Annotated in this window: 15 protein-coding genes; 11 read left to right on the top strand and 4 right to left on the bottom strand. The window is 73.3% G+C overall.

The genetic code is table 11. The features are described 5' to 3' along the window. Positions 1-38 precede the first annotated feature (38 nt). The 3 genes from ilvA (at position 39) to ACFXDE_RS26290 (ending at position 3367) form a co-directional block, all read left to right on the top strand. Positions 39-1250: a threonine ammonia-lyase gene (gene ilvA / locus ACFXDE_RS26280; protein ID WP_380497200.1), complete on the top strand. Its 1212-nt coding sequence runs from the start codon at positions 39-41 to the stop codon at positions 1248-1250. A gap of 181 nt (positions 1251-1431) precedes the next feature. After that, the gene (locus tag ACFXDE_RS26285) at positions 1432-2508 is read left to right on the top strand and encodes an ATP-binding cassette domain-containing protein (RefSeq protein WP_380497201.1); all 1077 of its coding nucleotides are present in this window, start codon (positions 1432-1434) and stop codon (positions 2506-2508) included. A gap of 1 nt (position 2509) precedes the next feature. Continuing rightward, a complete protein-coding gene (locus tag ACFXDE_RS26290) occupies positions 2510-3367 on the top strand; it encodes an ABC transporter permease (protein ID WP_380497202.1) in 858 nt (285 codons plus the stop codon). 88 nt (positions 3368-3455) lie between these two features. On the opposite strand, the gene greA is transcribed toward ACFXDE_RS26290, so the two are convergent. Together greA and ACFXDE_RS26300 are read right to left on the bottom strand one after the other, a co-directional pair. Beyond that, on the bottom strand, positions 3456-3956 hold the full coding sequence (gene greA / locus ACFXDE_RS26295; protein ID WP_380441559.1) for a transcription elongation factor GreA: 501 nt from the start codon (positions 3954-3956) through the stop codon (positions 3456-3458). A gap of 304 nt (positions 3957-4260) precedes the next feature. Continuing rightward, the gene (locus tag ACFXDE_RS26300; RefSeq protein WP_380441561.1) at positions 4261-4674 is read right to left on the bottom strand and encodes a DUF4307 domain-containing protein; all 414 of its coding nucleotides are present in this window, start codon (positions 4672-4674) and stop codon (positions 4261-4263) included. A 240-nt stretch (positions 4675-4914) separates the two neighbouring features. Between ACFXDE_RS26300 and mca the strand changes: the two genes are divergently transcribed. The 4 genes from mca to ACFXDE_RS26320 all read left to right on the top strand — a co-directional run bounded on the left by mca (position 4915) and on the right by ACFXDE_RS26320 (position 9081). Beyond that, on the top strand, positions 4915-5820 hold the full coding sequence (gene mca / locus ACFXDE_RS26305) for a mycothiol conjugate amidase Mca (RefSeq protein ID WP_380441563.1): 906 nt from the start codon (positions 4915-4917) through the stop codon (positions 5818-5820). A gap of 49 nt (positions 5821-5869) precedes the next feature. Beyond that, complete coding sequence (locus ACFXDE_RS26310) at positions 5870-6061, top strand: hypothetical protein (protein WP_380497203.1); 192 nt, start codon at positions 5870-5872, stop codon at positions 6059-6061. 43 nt (positions 6062-6104) lie between these two features. Continuing rightward, positions 6105-8153, top strand: coding sequence for a thioredoxin domain-containing protein (locus ACFXDE_RS26315; RefSeq protein WP_380497204.1), 2049 nt, complete (start codon positions 6105-6107; stop codon positions 8151-8153). A gap of 67 nt (positions 8154-8220) precedes the next feature. Then, entirely contained in the window at positions 8221-9081 is an 861-nt protein-coding gene (locus ACFXDE_RS26320; protein WP_380497205.1) for a GNAT family N-acetyltransferase, read from the top strand. Positions 9082-9110: 29 nt separating this feature from the next. Here ACFXDE_RS26320 and ACFXDE_RS26325 read toward each other — a convergent pair whose 3' ends face one another. Beyond that, on the bottom strand, positions 9111-10043 hold the full coding sequence (locus ACFXDE_RS26325) for a hypothetical protein (RefSeq protein WP_380497206.1): 933 nt from the start codon (positions 10041-10043) through the stop codon (positions 9111-9113). A 265-nt stretch (positions 10044-10308) separates the two neighbouring features. On the opposite strand from ACFXDE_RS26325, the gene ACFXDE_RS26330 reads away from it, so the two are divergent. The 3 genes from ACFXDE_RS26330 (at position 10309) to ACFXDE_RS26340 (ending at position 12669) form a co-directional block, all read left to right on the top strand. Continuing rightward, positions 10309-10983 (top strand): papain-like cysteine protease family protein, encoded by a 675-nt coding sequence (locus ACFXDE_RS26330; RefSeq protein ID WP_380441572.1) that lies wholly within the window; start codon positions 10309-10311, stop codon positions 10981-10983. A gap of 9 nt (positions 10984-10992) precedes the next feature. After that, positions 10993-11853 carry a hypothetical protein gene (locus ACFXDE_RS26335; protein WP_380497207.1) on the top strand — a complete coding sequence of 287 codons (861 nt, stop codon included), beginning with the start codon at positions 10993-10995 and terminating at the stop codon, positions 11851-11853. A 351-nt stretch (positions 11854-12204) separates the two neighbouring features. Beyond that, entirely contained in the window at positions 12205-12669 is a 465-nt protein-coding gene (locus ACFXDE_RS26340) for a hypothetical protein (RefSeq protein WP_380441576.1), read from the top strand. Here the strand turns inward: ACFXDE_RS26340 and ACFXDE_RS26345 are convergent. After that, positions 12640-13326: a hemolysin III family protein gene (locus tag ACFXDE_RS26345; RefSeq protein ID WP_380497208.1), complete on the bottom strand. Its 687-nt coding sequence runs from the start codon at positions 13324-13326 to the stop codon at positions 12640-12642. The two genes, ACFXDE_RS26340 and ACFXDE_RS26345, sit on opposite strands and share 30 nt — an antisense overlap. A gap of 273 nt (positions 13327-13599) precedes the next feature. Here ACFXDE_RS26345 and ACFXDE_RS26350 point away from each other — a divergent pair, with 273 nt between their 5' ends. Continuing rightward, a complete protein-coding gene (locus ACFXDE_RS26350) occupies positions 13600-15426 on the top strand; it encodes a phosphoenolpyruvate carboxykinase (GTP) (RefSeq protein ID WP_380497210.1) in 1827 nt (608 codons plus the stop codon). Positions 15427-15563: the final 137 nt, after the last annotated feature.

A 15563-nucleotide genomic window follows, 5' to 3' on the forward strand; every position in this document is an offset into this window, starting at 1 on the left:
TGCCGGATTGCCGGCCGCCGCCGCCGTAGGCTGGCGTTATGCGCAACCTGCCGATCACCCTCGACGACGTCCGCGGGGCCCAGAAGATGCTGGCCGGGGTCGCCCGGGTGACCCCGATGGAGGGCAGCCGCCACCTGTCGTCGCTGATCGGCGCGCCGGTCCACCTGAAGTGCGAGAACCTCCAGCGCACCGGCTCGTTCAAGCTGCGCGGGGCGTACGTGCGGATCGCGGGACTCACGCCGGTGCAGCGGGCCGGCGGAGTGGTCGCGGCGAGCGCCGGGAACCACGCCCAGGGGGTGGCGCTGGCGGCCTCGCTCCTGGGCGTCCGCTCGACCGTCTTCATGCCGGTGGCCGCGCCGCTGCCGAAGGTGGCGGCGACCCGCGACTACGGCGCCGAGGTCCGGCTGCACGGCAGCACGGTGGACGAGGCGCTGCAGGCCGCGCAGCACTACTCGGAGACGACCGGAGCGGTCTTCATCCACCCCTTCGACCACTGGGACGTGGTCACCGGCCAGGCCACCGTGGGCCTGGAGATCCTGGAGCAGTGCCCCGAGGTGCGGACCATCCTGGTCGGCGTGGGCGGCGGCGGGCTGCTGGCCGGGATCGCGGCGGCGGTCAAGCCGCTGCGGCCGGACGTGCGGGTGGTCGGCGTGCAGGCGGCGGGCGCCGCCGCGTACCCGCCCTCGCTGGCCGCCGGGCGGCCGGTGTCGCTGGAGCGCTTCGCCACGATGGCGGACGGGATCATGGTCGGCCGCCCGGGGGACATCCCGTTCGAGGTGGTCAACACGCTGGCGGACGGGATCCGGACGGTCTCCGAGGACGCGCTGTCGCGGGCGCTGCTGCTCGGCCTGGAGCGGCTGAAGCTCGTCGTCGAACCGGCCGGGGCGGCCCCGATCGCGGCGCTGCTGGAGCAGCCGGGCACCTTCGACGGCCCGGTGGTGGCCGTCCTGTCGGGCGGCAACATCGACCCGCAGCTGATGCAGCGGGTGCTGCGGCACGGGCTGGCGGCGGCCGGGCGCTACCTGTCGCTGCGGGTGCGCCTCGCCGACAAGCCGGGCGCGCTGGCGGACCTGCTGGGCGTCCTGACCAGGGTGGACGCGAACGTGCTGGACGTCGCGCACGTGCGGACCGACCCGCGGCTCGGGCTGACGGAGGTCGAGGTCGACCTGCACCTGGAGACCAAGGGGCCGGAGCACTGCGCGGTGGTGGTCGGCGAGCTGCGGGACGCGGGGTACGTCGTCGGCGCCTGAGGGTGCTCCGGCGGCCGCGGGGGCGGGTCTTTGAAATCCCTTGACGCGATATATCGTGAGCTGCCAGACTCGCGATACATCGCGTTCCCTGTCCATGGGCGAAAACCGAGTCGCCCGCGTTGCCGCACTCGGGGCACAGTGGGACAGATCGCCCATTTCGTCCGAGGAGATGAGGCAGGCCATGGCGCCAGCCATCCAAGCCGAGAACCTGGTGAAGACCTTCGGCGACGTACGAGCCCTCGACGGCGTCAGTCTGGACGTCCCCGAGGGCACGGTGCTCGGGCTGCTCGGCCCCAACGGCGCCGGCAAGACGACCACCGTGCGCGTCCTCACCACCCTGCTGCAACCGGATTCCGGGCGGGCCGTGGTCGCCGGGGTCGACGTGCTCAAGCACCCCAACCGGGTCCGCAGCCTGATCGGCCTCTCCGGTCAGTACGCCGCCGTCGACGAGTACCTGACCGGCTTCGAGAACCTCCAGATGGTCGGCGAGCTCTACCAGATGACGGCGCGTGACGCGAAGGCCCGCGCGCTGGAGCTCCTGGAGTGGTTCAACCTCACCGAGGCCAAGGACCGCACCGCCAAGACGTACTCGGGCGGCATGCGCCGGCGCCTCGACCTCGCCGCCGCGCTGGTCGTCCGGCCGCCGGTGATGTTCCTCGACGAGCCGACCACCGGCCTCGACCCGCGCAACCGGCTCGCGCTCTGGGAGGTCATCGAGACCCTGGTCGAGCAGGGCACCACGCTGCTGCTCACCACCCAGTACCTGGAGGAGGCCGACCGCCTCGCCCACGACATCGCCGTGGTCGACCACGGCCGGGTGATCGCCCGCGGCACCGCCGACCAGCTCAAGGCGCAGATCGGCGGCGAGCGCATCGAGGTCGTCGTGCACCGCGCCGACGACGTCCCCGCGGCGGTCGCGGCGCTGTCCGGCTACGCGCTCGGCGAGCCCGCGGTCGAGCGCAACACCCGGAGGGTCACCGTCCCGGTCAGCGGCGGCGCCCGGGTCCTCGCGGACGCGATCCGCGAGCTCGACGCCCGCTCGATCGAGATCGACGACATCGGCCTGCGCCGCCCGACCCTGGACGACGTCTTCCTGACGCTCACCGGGCACGTCGCCGAGTCCGCGGACGACGAGAACGGCGCGGGCGCCAAGGGCCGCGGCAAGGGCGGGCGCGGCAAGGGCGGGGCCGACGGGGCCGGCGGGGACGGCGGCGAGGGCCGGGACGAGCAGGCCGTCGCGGCCGGAACGGAGCGCTGAGATGACGACCGCCACCGAGCACGCGATCGGCGGGGCGGTGCCCCGCCAGCGCCGGGGGCTCTCCGCGACCCTGCACGACTCCTGGGTCGTCGCCAAGCGCAACCTGCGCCGGATGTCACGGATCCCGGAGATCGTGGTCTTCGGGCTCATGCAGCCCGTCATGTTCGTGCTGCTGTTCTCCTACGTCATGGGCGGCGCGATCCAGATCCCCGGGACGCAGGCCAGCTCCAACTCCTACATCCAGTTCCTGATGGCCGGCATCTTCGCCCAGACCGTCACGTTCGCGACCGCCGGGGCCTCGGCCGGCATCGCGGAGGACATGACCAAGGGCCTGGTGGACCGGTTCCGCTCGCTGCCGATGGCCCGCTCGGCGGTGCTGGTCGGGCGCACCCTGGCCGACCTGGTCCAGACGGCGTTCACCGTGATCGTGCTGGCCCTGGTCGCGCTGGCGGTCGGCTGGCGGATCCACGACGGGATCCCGAAGGCGCTCGGCGCGTTCGTGCTGCTGCTCCTGCTCGGCTACGCCTTCTCGTGGATCGGCGCGCTGATCGGCCTGTCGGTGCGCAGCCCGGAGGCGGCCACCTCGGCCGGTCTGATCTGGCTGTTCCCGCTGACCTTCGTGTCCAACGCGTTCGTGCCGGTCAGCTCGATGCCGGGCTGGCTGCAGGGCGTCGCGTACTGGAACCCGTTCAGCGCCACCGTGCAGGCCTGCCGGGACCTCTTCGGCAACCAGGTCGGGCCGGTGGACAGCGCCTGGCCGATGCAGCACGCGGCGCTGGTGTCGCTGGCCTGGTCGGTGCTGATCACGGCGGTGTTCTCGTGGCTGTCGGTGCGCAAGTACCGCTCGGCCGCGGGCTGATCGCCGTCCGGACGTGCCGAAGGGCGGCCGCGGAGCTCCGCGGCCGCCCTTCGCCGTGCTGTGTTCCGGGGGTGTGAACCGGGGTGGATCAGCCGGCGTGCGGCGTGACCTTGAGGATCTTCACCATGGCGGGCCGGCCGTTGGGCAGTTCGTAGGTGGCCTCGTCGCCGATCTGCTTGCCGTCGATCGCGCGGCCCAGCGGGGACTGCGGCGAGTACACGTCCAGGTCGCCGGAGCTGGCCACCTCGCGCGAGGCGAGCAGGAACTCCATGGTGTCGTCCTCGTCGCCGTCGAAGGCGATCGTGACGATCATGCCCGGGGCCACCACGCCCGAGTCCGCGGGGGCCTCGCCGACCTTGGCGCGCTCCAGGAGCTGGGTGAGCTGGCGGATGCGCAGCTCGTACTTGCCCTGCTCCTCCTTGGCGGCGTGGTAACCGGCGTTCTCCTTGAGGTCGCCCTCCTCGCGCGCCGCCTCGATCTTCTGGGCGATCTCGATGCGCCAGGGTCCGGTCAGGTGATCCAGCTCGGCCTTGAGCTGGTCGTAGCCGGCCTGAGTGAGCCAGGTCACGTTCTCACTGGTCTGGGTCACAGGTGCTCCTCGTAGGTGCTGGGGCTGTGCTGAGGGTGTGAGTCGTCAGCAGGGGGTTGGTGGTGATATCGGTCTCAACTACAAAGCAACGCCCGCTCCCGTACCATCCGGTGCGGAAGGGGCGAAACCACGAGCCTAACAAGTCCTGCCGACAAGCGGGATAGTCGTTTGCGCGCCATTGACGGCGGCGTTGCGCCAAGGTGTACAGCGAGCGGTGCGGGCCCCTGTCTGGATGCCCGTTCGCGAGATCGAATATGCGCGGGTTGCCGGGCGCGGCGCCACCGGATACCCGGCGGTTCGCGGGTCACTTGGCGGGCGTGCAGCCCAGGAGCTCGGCGGTGGTGCCCCGGGCGGTGGTGCGCAGGCTGACCACGGCGTCGTAGCCGGAGCCCGCGGCGGGGACGGGGAAGTCGGCCAGGCCGACCACGGAGCCGTCGGAGCCCTGCGAGCGGACGGTGCAGCTGCCGGCCGTCCCGTCGCCCTTGCTCACCGAGAGGTGCAGCTGCACCTCGGAGTCCGACACCACCTGGAAGGTCGGCACCGAACCGTTGATCGCCGTCTCGCGGAGCAGGTACGAGCCGCCCAGCCAGGCGATCACGCCGAGGCCCAGCACGCCGCAGACCGCGCCGACGACCTTCAGGCGGCGGTCCGCCTCGCGGTCGGCGCTCTTGCCGTAGCGCCCCTCGGGCAGCTTGGCGGTGGTGGTGTCTGCGGTCATCGGGACGAGTCCTCTCCGGGGAAGGGCCGCGCGGGTGGTGCGGGGGAATGCGACGCTCCTCCAGTCCGTCACTATAGGAGGGGCACGCCCGCGGCCGATGCGGCGGGGCGGGGCCCGGCCGTGCCGGCGGACGTCCGGCCGCCCGGTCCCGCGGTGACACGGTCCCTGAGTGTGCGGCTCGGACGACGGGCGGGCCGGCTTCGCGCCGGCGCCCGGACCATATGGAAGGAACGCAAGGCGTTGACTGAGCAGTTGCGACTGATGGCGGTGCACGCCCACCCGGACGACGAGTCCAGCAAGGGCGCGGCCACCATGGCCATGTACGTCGACCAGGGGGTGGACGTGCTCGTGGCCACCTGCACCGGGGGAGAGCGCGGGTCGGTCCTCAACCCCAAGCTCCAGGGGGACCCGTACGTCGAGGAGAACATCCACGAGGTCCGGCGCAAGGAGATGGACGCCGCGCGGGCGATCCTCGGCGTGCGGCAGGCCTGGCTGGGCTTCGTCGACTCCGGCCTGCCCGAGGGGGACCCGCTGCCCCCGCTGCCCGAGGGCTGCTTCGCCCTGCAGGACGTGGAGGAAGCGGCCGAGCCGCTGGTCCGGCTCATCCGCGAGTTCCGCCCGCAGGTCATCACGACCTACGACGAGAACGGCGGCTACCCGCACCCCGACCACATCATGACCCACAAGATCACGATGGCGGCCTTCGACGCCGCCGGGGACCCGGACGCCTACCCGGAGGCCGGCGAGCCCTGGCAGCCGCTGAAGCTGTACTACAACCACGGCTTCCCGATGGACCGCATCCGCGCGCTGCACGCCCACCTCACCGAGCAGGGCCGCGAGTCGCCCTACGGCGAGTGGATCGCGAACTGGGAGAAGAGCGGCCGCAAGGAGCGCGAGATCACCACCCGGGTGCGCTGCGACGACTGGTTCGAGACCCGCGACCGCGCGCTGATCGCCCACGCCACCCAGATCGACCCGGACGGCCCGTGGTTCCGCGTCCCGCTGGAGGTCCAGCGCGAGGTGTGGCCCACCGAGGACTACGAGCTCGCCCGTACCCTGATCGACGTGGACCTGCCGGAGGACGACCTGTTCGCCGGCCTGCGCACCCCCACCCTGGCGGCCGAGGCCGCCGACACGCGCGACTGAACCACCCCCCGATGGCCCGGCTCGCCGTGAGCCGGGCCACCATAGAGATATGAGCGCCCCCGTGAACCTCGTCCACCTCGCCGCCGACCTCGCCGTCGACGACGCCAAGGTCACCCCCGGTCTCCTCGGCTTCGTCGTCTTCGCCGCCCTCGGCGTGGCCACCTGGTTCCTGGCCAAGTCGATGAACCGGCAGTTCAAGAAGGTCGACTTCGCCGAGGACCCGGAGTCCCCGAAGGAGTGAGCCCCGGGCCCCCGTCCGGGCGCCGATGCGCGAGGATGGGGCCATGCCGAACCGTCTCGCGGACGCGACCTCGCCCTACCTCCTGCAGCACGCCGACAACCCGGTGGACTGGTGGCCGTGGAGCCCGGAGGCCTTCGAGGAGGCGCGCCGGCGCGGCGTGCCCGTGCTGCTGTCCGTCGGGTATGCAGCGTGTCACTGGTGCCACGTCATGGCGCACGAGTCGTTCGAGGACGAGGACGTCGCCGGGTACCTCAACGAGCGGTTCGTCGCCGTCAAGGTCGACCGCGAGGAGCGGCCGGACGTCGACGCCGTCTACATGGAGGCCGTCCAGGCGGCCACCGGGCAGGGCGGCTGGCCGATGACGGTGTTCCTGACGCCGGACAAGGAGCCGTTCTACTTCGGTACGTACTTCCCGCCGCAGCCCCGGCACGGCATGCCGTCCTTCCGGCAGGTGCTGGCGGGCGTCGAGGCCGCCTGGCGGGACCGGCGCGAGGAGGTCGGCGAGGTGGCCGGGCGGATCCGGGCCGACCTCGCCGAGCGGGCCTCGGTGTACTCGGCCGGTGCGCACCACCCGCCCGCGGCGGCCGACCTGCACCAGGCGCTGGTCACCCTCGGCCGCGACTTCGACGAGCGGCGGGGCGGCTTCGGCGGCGCGCCCAAGTTCCCGCCGGCCATGGTGATCGAGTACCTGCTGCGCCACCACGCCCGCACCGGCTCGCAGGCGGCGCTGGAGATGGCCGTGCGCACCGGCGAGGCGATGGCCCGCGGCGGCATCCACGACCAGCTCGGCGGCGGCTTCGCCCGGTACGCGGTGGACGCCGGGTGGGTCGTGCCGCACTTCGAGAAGATGCTGTACGACAACGCGCTCCTGCTGCGCGCCTACCTGCACCTGTGGCGCGCCACCGGGTCCCCGCTGGCGCGCCGGGTGGCGCTGTCGACGGCGGACTTCCTGCTGCGCGAACTGCGCACGCCCGAGGGCGCGTTCGCCTCCGCGCTGGACGCCGACAGCCTCGACGGGGAGACCGGCGCCTCCGCCGAGGGCGCGTACTACGTGTGGGAGCCGGGCCAGCTGGTGGACCTCCTCGGCCCGGCCGACGCCGCCACCGCCGCCCGGCTGTTCTCGGTGACCGCGGACGGCACGTTCGAGCACGGCACCTCCGTCCTCCAGCTCCTCGCCGACCCCGAGGACTTCGACGAGTTCGAGACCATCAGGGAGCGGCTGCTCGCGGCCCGTGCCGAGCGGCCGGCCCCCGCCCGCGACGACAAGGTCGTCGCCGCGTGGAACGGCCTCGCGATCGCCGCGCTCGCCGAGACCGGCGCCCTCCTCGACCGGCCCGACCTCGTCGAGGCCGCCGAGCGCGCCGCCGACCTGCTGCTCGCCGTCCACCTCACCCCCGACGGGCGGCTGCTGCGCACCTCCAGGGACGGCCGGGCCGGCGCCAACGCGGGCGTGCTGGAGGACTACGCGGACACCGCCGAGGGCTTCCTCGCGCTGTACGCCGTCACCGGCGGGGCGGAGTGGCTCCAGCTGGCGGGCGGGCTCCTCGACACCGTGCTCAAGCACTTCACCGACGAGGCGTCCGGCGCGCTCTACGACACCGCCGACGACGCCGAGGAGCTGATCCGCCGCCCGCAGGACCCGACCGACAACGCGACCCCGTCCGGCTGGACGGCCGCCGCCGGCGCCCTGCTCACGTACGCCGCCTACACCGGCTCGGCCCGCCACCGCACCGCCGCCGAACGGGCGCTCGGCATCGTCGGCGCGCTCGCCGCCCGGGCGCCGCGCTTCATCGGCTGGGGCCTCGCCGTCGCGGAGGCGCTGCTCGACGGGCCGCGCGAGGTCGCCGTCGTCGGCCCCGCGGACGACCCGGCGACGGCCGCGCTGCGGCGGGCGGCGCTGCTGGCCACCGCGCCGGGGGCGGTCGTGGCGGTCGGGGCGCCGGCGACCGGCGACACCGAGGTGCCGCTGCTGGCCGACCGCCCGCTGGTGGGCGGGGCGCCCGCCGCGTACGTCTGCCGGCACTTCGCGTGCGACGCGCCGACCACGGACGCGGCGGTGCTGGGCGAGCGGCTGGGCGTGGCCGTCGAGTAGCCGCGGGCGGCGCGCGGCGGCCGGTTAATCGGTGGTGGCGGTGTCCGGGGCGGCGCGAGAATGGCGCATGGCCTGGACCCTGAGCAGTTCCCTCGACGACTTCCGCGAGCGGGCGGGCGGCTTCCTCGCCGCGCACCCGGCCGAGAACACCGTCCTGCTCACGGTCGTACACCGGCTCGCCGAGTCGGGGCCGCAGGTCTTCGGGCAGCGGCCGCCGGCCTTCGGGTGGTGGACCGCGGCCCCGGGCGGCCCGGTCCTGGGCGCCTTCCTGCAGACGCCGCCGTACGAGCCCCGGCTCGGCCGCATGCCGGCCGACGCGGCGGCCGAGCTCGCCGCCGAACTCGCCTCCGCCGGCCCGGAGTTCGCGGAGGTCGACGGCGTGTCCGGCGGGGTGGGCGCGGTCCGCGCCTTCGCCGCCGCGTGGACGGCGACCAGCGGGTGCCGGCAGTCCGTCAAGGAGAACCAGCGGCTGTACCGGCTCGGCCGGCTGACCGGCCCGCCGCGCCCGCCGGCCGGCCGCCACCGGCAGGCCTCGGCGGCCGACCGGGAGCTCGTGATCCGCTGGTACGAGGAGTTCGCGGCCGAGGCCGGTGTCCTGGCGCCCGACATCCCGCGGTCCGTCGACGACCGCACCGCCGCCGGGGGCCTGCACCTCTGGGAGGACGGCGGCGAGCCGGTCGCGCTGGCCGGCAACAGCCCGGTGATCGCCGGGATGTCCCGCATCGGCCCCGTCTACACCCCCGCCGACCGGCGCGGCCGCGGCTACGCGAGCGCCGTCACGGCCGCCGCCACGGCGCACGCCCTCGCCGAGGGCGCCGCGCAGGTGCTGCTCTACACCGACCTGGCCAACCCGGTCAGCAACTCGATCTACCGGCGGATCGGGTACCGGCCGGTGGAGGACTGCCTGGGGGTGGCCTTCACGCGGTAGCGGCCGCGGCCCCGTCGCGTCGCGGCGGATCACTCCCAGTCCCACCGGACCCCGAGCAGGCACGGGGTCAGCGCCGTCGCGACGAGGTGCACGCAGTGGTGCCCGTCGAGCGTCAGCTCCTCGCTCTCGTACGGTGCTTCGCCCGGCGAGTGGAGCGCGAAGCGGTGGCAGCGGACCGGCAGGGCGGCCGGGTCGAAGGTGACCTGGAGGACGTACTGGCCCGCGCCCGAGTTGAAGCCGCGGACGTACTCGCAGCTGGGCCCGGGCGAAGGCGCGTCGTCGAAGCCGTAGCCGAGCAGGTGGGTGTCGCCCGCCCGCAGCCGGCGGTCGAGGAGGAGCTCGGCGACGAGCAGGTGGTGGGCCTGGTCGCGGCGGACGCGGCCCGGGCGGCAGTTCTCCTCGGCGCGGACGCCGACCCGGGTGATGTCGCAGCCCGGGTCGCCCTGGTAGATGGCCAGGTAGCGGTCGATGCCGTCGCGGTGGGCGCGCAGCGCGTGCTGGGAGTCGCGGCGGACGAGCCGGCGGTCGGGGCCGATGCGGATCCGCTCGATGTGGGTGATGGTGTGCAGCCCGGTGTCGCGGGGGCCGGCGATGGTGGCGAGCAGGTCGTCGACCGCCGTGGCCGGGGTGATGAGGTCGCGGTAGGGGCGCACGGGCGGGCCGGTGGGGGCGGTGTCGGCGGCGCGGCGCGGGCCGAGCAGCCGGGTGAGGGAGTGCTCGGGCAGGTCCAGCACCGCCTCCAGGGCGGCGACGGCACGGAGCGATTCCGGCCGTTCGGGGCGCCGCCGGCCCTGCTGCCAGTAGCTGAGGCTGGTGAGGCCCACGTGGACGCCGCGCAGCGCGAGGTGGCGCCGGACGCGGTGCAGGGCGAGGCCGCGGGCGGTGATGGCGGTGCGCAGGGCCAGGTGGAACGGGCCGGTGCGCAGCGCGGCGGCGAGATCGGGGTGCTCGCTGCGGTGCATGTCTTCCTCCTGGGGAACGGGCGTGGGGAGCCCAGGATTTGACCGTGAATATTCACATCAGCCCGGCTGTTTGTCACCCGTCCGGGCGTGTCGCGCGGGCGTTCCACGGGCGGTGTTCACATCGGGTCACGTCCGTTCACACCTGATCCGCGGCGCCCGCGGCGACCGTTGACCGGCCTTCGTCAACGACGCGATGCTCATGGCGCGATCCGGACCGCGCCCCCACACAGCACTTCCCTCTGCTCGTGCAAGGAGGCATTCCCCCATGCCAGTTCCACGGATACGGCTGCGCCGCGCGGTCTCGGTGCTCGCGCTGGGCGTGCTCGGCCCGGCGCTCACCGCGGCCGCGGCCACGCCGGCCGCCGCCGCTCCCGGCCAGGACCGGGTCCCCACCCCGGTCCGGCCGCACGCCCAGGTCCGCCAGGCCGCCGCGCCCGGCAGCACGGCCGACCTGGCCGGCACGTACAAGAAGCTCAACATCACCATGCAGCAGCAACAGCAGACCAACTGGTGCTGGGCGGCGAGCGGGAACACCATCGCCACCTGGTTCGGCTACACCTACAGCCAGAACCAGTTCTGCAACGCGGCGTTCGGCCGCTCGGTCGACTCCGGCTGCCCCAACAGCCAGGCCACGCTGGGCGACGTCCAGAACGCGCTCGGCTGGATCGGCATCAACCCCGGTTCGTACGTCACCGGCTACCTGCGCTACAGCACGGTGCAGGCCGAGGTGGACGCGAACCGGCCGATCGAGGCGCGCATCCAGTGGAGCTCGGGCGGCGGGCACATGCACGTCCTCTACGGGTACGACACCGGCAACAACTGGGTCTACTGGGGCGACCCGTGGCCCTCCAACTACCGCTACAACTGGGCGGACTACTGGTACTACGTGAACAACGACACGTTCTCGTGGACCCACTCCCTGTACCGGATCGGCGCGTGAGGGGCGACCATGACTGACCTCGGGAAGACCCGCCGGGCCGCCACCACCGCCCTGCCGGCCACCGTCCTGCTGGCGGCCGGCGTCGTGCTGGCCCTCGCGCCGGCCGCGCACGCCGACGCACCGGCCGGCGCGCCCGCGCCGGTGGCCGCCGCCGACCTGGCGAAGGCCCGCGACGCCGTGCGGAGCCCGGCCGTGCTGGACCGGCTCGGCCACTTCTTCGCCCGCAAGGGCGTCCCGCCGACGCAGCAGCTGACCATCGGCGCGGCCGACGAGGCGCGGGCGGCGACCGCCGAGACACCCCGGCTCGCCGGCGACACCGTGCCGGTGTACACCCTGGACGCCGCCTTCGTGGCCGGCACCCCGGGCGCGGCCGTCGCGAAGGCGGAGTTCACCGCGAGCAAGGTGGTCGCGGCGGACGGGCAGACCGCTTCGGTGTGGACGGTCCGCCAGGGCGACGACTGGCGGGTCGTCAACATCGCCTCGGGCGGCGACGAGGGCGACTACGCGGCGAAGGCGGCGGCGGACGGCGGCACCGCGTTCCGCGAACCGCAGATCAACGCGTGGTACGCGCTGCGCGACGGCCGGGTGCTGCCGCTCGACGACGAGGCCCGCCGCTCGGTGGGCGCGGACGGGGTGGCGCTGGCCGCGTACCAGCAGCTGGTCCACCAGCGGTACGGCGACAAGCTGCCCGGCTCGGCGTACGACCGGGCGGGCGAGGGCGGCGGCTACCAGGTGGCCGCCGCCGCACCGGAACCGGCCGGCCACGGTGCGCTGCTCCCCGCCGCGACGGCGGGCGCGGCGCTGGGCGCCACCGCGTTGGTCGGCGCGGCCGCGGTCCTGCGGCGGAGGACCGGCGCCCGACGAGGGTAGGGCGTCACCGCACGGGGAGGCGGGGCCCGGCCGACACGGCCGGGCCCCGCCGTCGTGCGTTCGGGGTCGGGCGCTTTCGGACGCGTAAAGAGGGGACGGTACGGCGGTCGTCGACCCGGGAGGGTGATCCCGGGGGCCGTGGGGTTCGTCCGGGGTGCTTTAAGTGCGGCTCCCGCACATGGAATTGACGCAACGTTGATCTGTCGTTCGCCGTCCGGAGGCAGCTCGGAGTGACTGACGGTAGATACCATGTGGCAATCGGTCAGTGCTGGCCGACGCGTGCCGAGAGCGGAGAAGGGGTGGGGCGGCAGGAGCCGACCACGAGCCCGGCGCCGGGAAAGGGGAGCCGTAGTGGCTGACAGTGACGACAGGCGGGCCGGTGCCCAGGTGTGGGGCGCGGCCGTGGTGGTGGGGTCCGCGCTGGCCGTGGTCGCGGCCTATCTGATCAACGGTGCCGCGCTGGTCCTGGCGGTCGCCGGGGTCGAGGTGCTGCTGCTCATGGTGTACGTCGCCCGGCGCTGGCGGGCGCTGCACCGGGCGGACGCGCCCGGCGGCCACCGCCCGTCCGCCGGGACCCCGAACGCCGCGCACTGCGAGCGCTGCCGCCGGGCCCGCGAGGCGCTGGACGCGCGCCAGTCGCGCGGTGGCGCGGGCGCCGCGGGCCGTGCGTCGCACCGGCGCCACCCGCAGGGCCGGGCGCCGCACGAGCACCCCTGGACGGCGGAACGGGCGGTCACCCGGTCCGTGGACGTGGACCGGACGACCGCCCGCCGTGGAGCGCCGGACTCAGCCGGCCGCGCTGTAGGCCACCAGTGAGACCCCGACGTACTGCACGATGAACGCGCCGAGCGTGAAGGCGTGGAACACCTCGTGGAACCCGAACCAGCGCGGTGACGGGTCGGGCCGCTTGAGGCCGTACACCACCCCGCCGACGCTGTAGAGCACCCCGCCGACGATCATCAGCACCAGGACGGCCACGCCGCCGGTGCGCAGGAAGTCCGGCAGGAAGAACGCCGCGGCCCAGCCCAGCGCGATGTACACCGGCGTGTACAGCCAGCGCGGCGCGCCGACCCAGAACACCCGGAACGCGATCCCGGCCAGCGCGCCGCCCCAGACCGCCCAGAGCAGCACCTGCTGGGCGGCGCCCTTGAGCAGCAGGATCGTGAACGGCGTGTAGGTCCCCGCGATGATCAGGAAGATGTTCGCGTGGTCCAGCCGGCGCAGGACGGCGTCCCCGCGCGGCCCCCAGTCGAAGCGGTGGTAGACCGCACTGACCCCGAACAGCAGCCACGCGCTCGCCGAGTAGACCGCGCACGCGATCTTGGCGGGCGTGGAGTCGGCCAGGCAGATCAGGACGATCCCGGCCGCGACGGTGGCGGGGAACATCCCGGCGTGCAGCCAGCCGCGCCACTTCGGCTTGCTCTCCGTCGCGTTCGCGGCGCCCCGCACGAGCTCTGCAGTCATGCGCAGCATGCTACCCGCTACTTACGGGTCCGTAGGTTACTGGCAGGTAGGAAGTGGCGATCGCCACACTTAGACATTTTGGAGCAATTGAAGTGTGGCGCAGCGCACTCCGTCCCGGACGTGAGCGACGTGTTACTCGCCAGTAATCATACTGACTGTAGTAAAAGATGCGTCAATTTCACCGGTGTGCCGCAATCCGGCCTTGAACCCGGAGCTACGCTGCAAGCACCCTCAGACCCCCGCTACGCCGTCTCCCCGCCGGGATGGCGTGAAGGAGCGATCGTGTCGTACGAGATCTCTGCTGTCAGCGCATCCGCGCCCACCCGTCACCAGCGCCTGGTGGCGTGGGTGAGCGAGATCGCTGAGCTCACCCAGCCGGCCCGCATCGAGTGGTGCGACGGTTCCGACGAGGAGTACCAGCGCCTCGCGGACCTGCTGGTGGCTCAGGGCACCTTCAAGAAGCTGAACGAGGAGAAGCGCCCGAACTCCTACTACGCCGCCTCGGACCCGTCCGACGTGGCGCGCGTGGAGGACCGCACCTTCATCTGCTCCGAGCAGGAGAAGGACGCCGGGCCGACCAACCACTGGAAGGCCCCCGCCGAGATGCGCGAGGTCTTCCAGGGCGAGCAGGGCCTGTTCCGCGGCGCCATGAAGGGCCGCACGATGTACGTCGTGCCGTTCTCGATGGGCCCGGTCGGCTCCCCGCTGGCCGCCTACGGCGTCGAGATCACCGACTCCGCCTACGTCGCCGTGTCGATGCGCGTCATGACCCGCATGGGCAAGGCCGTGCTCGACCAGCTCGGCGAGGACGGCGACTTCGTCAAGGCCGTCCACACCGTCGGCGCCCCGCTCGCCGAGGGCGAGGCGGACGTCCCGTGGCCGTGCAACAGCACCAAGTACATCTCGCACTTCCCGGAGACCAAGGAGATCTGGTCCTTCGGCTCGGGCTACGGCGGCAACGCCCTGCTCGGCAAGAAGTGCTACGCGCTGCGCATCGCCTCGACGATGGCCCGCGACGAGGGCTGGCTTGCCGAGCACATGCTCATCCTGAAGCTCACCCCGCCGTCCGGCGAGGTCAAGTACGTGGCCGCGGCCTTCCCGTCGGCCTGCGGCAAGACCAACCTCGCGATGCTCCAGCCCACCATCCCGGGCTGGAAGGTCGAGACGATCGGCGACGACATCGCCTGGATGCGCTTCGGCGCCGACGGCCGCCTCTACGCCATCAACCCGGAGGCCGGCTTCTTCGGCGTCGCCCCCGGCACCGGCGTGGACACCAACGCCAACGCCATCGACACCCTCTGGGGCAACACGGTCTTCACCAACGTCGCCCTCACCGACGACGGCGACGTGTGGTGGGAGGGCCTCACCGACGAGCCCCCGGCGCACCTCACCGACTGGCGCGGCAACGACTGGACCCCCGAGTCCGGCACCCCGGCCGCCCACCCGAACGCCCGCTTCGCCGTCCCGGCCGCGCAGTGCCCGACCATCGCCCCCGAGTGGGAGGACCAGGCGGGCGTGCCGATCTCGGCGATCCTGTTCGGCGGCCGCCGCGCCACCGCCGTCCCGCTGGTGACGGAGTCCTTCGACTGGCAGCACGGCGTCTTCCTCGGCGCCAACATCGCCTCCGAGAAGACCGCCGCCGCCGAGGGCACCGTGGGCGAGCTGCGCCGCGACCCGTTCGCGATGCTGCCGTTCTGCGGCTACAACATGGGCGACTACTTCGCCCACTGGCTGAAGGTCGGCGCCCAGGCGGACGCGGCCAAGCTGCCGAAGATCTACTACGTGAACTGGTTCCGCAAGAACGCCGAGGGCAGCTTCGTCTGGCCCGGCTACGGCGAGAACAGCCGCGTGCTCAAGTGGATCGTCGAGCGCCTGGAGGGCACCGGCGAGGGCGTCGAGACCCCGATCGGCGTGCTGCCCACCACCGAGGGCTTCGACCTGGACGGCCTGGAGCTGGCCAAGGAGGACGTCGAGCTGCTCTTCACCGTGGACGCCGACATCTGGCGCCAGGAGGCCGCGCTCGTGCCGGCCCACCTGGAGATGTTCGGGGACCACACCCCGAAGGAGCTGTGGGACGAGTACAAGAGCCTCGTCGCGCGTCTCGGCTGAGCCTGAGCCTCAGCCGTGACAACGGCCGGTGCGCTGCACGAACTTCGCACCGGCCGAGCGGCAGGACGGCCGGAGCCCCCCGCCGGACGGTCTTTCCCCGACCAAGGAGACCGTCCGGGCCGAGGCTCCGGCCGTAG

The organism is Kitasatospora sp. NPDC059408, from assembly GCF_042751525.1.
Taxonomy (GTDB): domain Bacteria; phylum Actinomycetota; class Actinomycetes; order Streptomycetales; family Streptomycetaceae; genus Kitasatospora.

Coding starts and splice junctions, on each gene's coding strand:
- ilvA (WP_380497200.1), top strand. CDS start 39: ATGCGCAACCTGCCGATCACCCTCGACGACGTCCGCGGGGCCCAGAAG.
- ACFXDE_RS26285 (WP_380497201.1), top strand. CDS start 1,432: ATGGCGCCAGCCATCCAAGCCGAGAACCTGGTGAAGACCTTCGGCGAC.
- ACFXDE_RS26290 (WP_380497202.1), top strand. CDS start 2,510: ATGACGACCGCCACCGAGCACGCGATCGGCGGGGCGGTGCCCCGCCAG.
- ACFXDE_RS26300 (WP_380441561.1), bottom strand. CDS start 4,674: ATGACCGCAGACACCACCACCGCCAAGCTGCCCGAGGGGCGCTACGGC.
- ACFXDE_RS26310 (WP_380497203.1), top strand. CDS start 5,870: ATGAGCGCCCCCGTGAACCTCGTCCACCTCGCCGCCGACCTCGCCGTC.
- ACFXDE_RS26315 (WP_380497204.1), top strand. CDS start 6,105: ATGCCGAACCGTCTCGCGGACGCGACCTCGCCCTACCTCCTGCAGCAC.
- ACFXDE_RS26320 (WP_380497205.1), top strand. CDS start 8,221: ATGGCCTGGACCCTGAGCAGTTCCCTCGACGACTTCCGCGAGCGGGCG.
- ACFXDE_RS26325 (WP_380497206.1), bottom strand. CDS start 10,043: ATGCACCGCAGCGAGCACCCCGATCTCGCCGCCGCGCTGCGCACCGGC.
- ACFXDE_RS26330 (WP_380441572.1), top strand. CDS start 10,309: ATGCCAGTTCCACGGATACGGCTGCGCCGCGCGGTCTCGGTGCTCGCG.
- ACFXDE_RS26335 (WP_380497207.1), top strand. CDS start 10,993: ATGACTGACCTCGGGAAGACCCGCCGGGCCGCCACCACCGCCCTGCCG.
- ACFXDE_RS26345 (WP_380497208.1), bottom strand. CDS start 13,326: ATGCTGCGCATGACTGCAGAGCTCGTGCGGGGCGCCGCGAACGCGACG.